3 protein-coding genes are annotated in these 1497 nt (G+C 42.1%); all 3 read right to left on the bottom strand.

Going from position 1 to position 1497, the window contains the following annotated elements:
- On the bottom strand, positions 1-145 hold a 145-nt coding region (gene secE / locus DCM90_RS09725; RefSeq protein WP_069305217.1), incomplete at its 3' end, for a preprotein translocase subunit SecE.
- Between the two features lie 9 nt (positions 146-154).
- A complete protein-coding gene (gene rpmG, locus DCM90_RS09720) occupies positions 155-307 on the bottom strand; it encodes a 50S ribosomal protein L33 (RefSeq protein ID WP_001809375.1) in 153 nt (50 codons plus the stop codon).
- A 52-nt stretch (positions 308-359) separates the two neighbouring features.
- A partial coding sequence (locus DCM90_RS09715; RefSeq protein ID WP_263852061.1) for a penicillin-binding transpeptidase domain-containing protein occupies positions 360-1497 on the bottom strand: 1138 nt, incomplete at its 5' end.

Below are 1497 nucleotides of genomic sequence, written 5' to 3'. Positions count from 1 at the left end.
AAACAATCAACTGGTCAAAAATGTAAATAATTACTACAAAGAAAGCTGTGTATTCCATGATAGAACGAAAATCTCTCCAGCTTTCCTTGCGAGTTGGCCACGTTGTGTCTTTAAGAAGTCTAAAAATATCTCCAATAAAACGCATCGCTCTCTCCTATCTCGTTTCTCTATGTGTAGTGTACTTGCCACAATGCTTACAAAATTTATTTACTTCTAGTCGTGTAGGCTTGGGGTTTCCGCTGATCTTGATTGAATAGTTTCTCGAACCACAAACCGCACAAGCTAGGCTTGCTTTTTTTAGTGCCATAACGCCTCCATCTTATCCATTATAACAAGAAAGCTAGGCTTTGACAAGCATCTTAGCGAAATAGATTGACTATCGAATCCCATATTGTTTGAGCCTTTTCCTTAATCTTCGCATCTGAGATAGCCCGGCTAGCCTCATCTACTAGACTTTGCGCACGCCCTCGAATATCAGACAAATTATCATCTGTCTGGCTATTATCATTGGTTTGTACTTGTCTTTTTGTATTGGCTGGTGCAATTCCATTTTGCTTATAAGCATTTTCAACCGTAAAGGTACTTCCTGACGTATAAGGTAAAATGGTATTGGCAATGTTTCTAAAGACATGAGCTGCACCGTTTGAAGTAGAGCCAGCTAGATAGTGGTTTTCATCAGTGGTCGGAAAGCCAAGCCAGTGGCTAATCACTACATCCGGAGTATAACCAATTACCCACTGGTCACTTGTGTACTCCGGATTAAAAACTGCTTCAGTTGTTCCAGTTTTCCCTGCCATAATATAGTCTGCAGGCGATGAACTAATACCGGTACCGTTGGTGAAAGTCCCCAACATCATACTGGTCATCTTGTCAGCTACAGACTTATCAATCACCCGTTTTTGTGAATTTTTATGACTCGCAATAACTTGTCCACTAGCATTTTCAATTCTACTAATAAAATGAGCTTCAGGCATTAAACCTTCATTTGCAAAGGCGGCGTATGCTTGAGCCATTTGAAGAGGGTTGGTTTCAACACCGCTTCCCAAGGCGACACCAAGAACACGGTCAACCTTTTCCATGTTGAGTCCGAATTTTTCGCCTGCCTCAAAAGCCTTGTCGACACCCAAATCATTAACAGTGGCAACAGCAGGTAGATTAAGCGATTCTGCCAAGGCTTGATACATAGGAACTTCTCGACTCGTTTTGATCCCTGCATAGTTATCAACCTTATAGCTGTCATACTGCATGGTATGGTTATCCAACTGCTTATTCAAAGCCCAGCCTGCTTCAACTGCTGGCGTATAAACAACTAAAGGCTTAATTGTAGAACCAGGACTACGCTTTGATTGGGTTGCATAGTTGAAATTCCGGAATCCAGTTTTATCATTGTCAGCAACTTGACCGACAACTCCACGAACTCCCCCTGTTTTCGGTTCGAGAGCTACACTTCCTGATTGAGCAAACGTTCCATCCTCTGCCCTCGGAAATAGCGATATG

It is taken from the genome of Levilactobacillus bambusae (genome assembly GCF_003124125.1).
GTDB lineage: Bacteria > Bacillota > Bacilli > Lactobacillales > Lactobacillaceae > Levilactobacillus > Levilactobacillus bambusae.
This window is presented reverse-complemented; position numbering and strand designations above follow the sequence as displayed.

Coding starts and splice junctions, on each gene's coding strand:
- rpmG (WP_001809375.1), bottom strand. CDS start 307: ATGGCACTAAAAAAAGCAAGCCTAGCTTGTGCGGTTTGTGGTTCGAGA.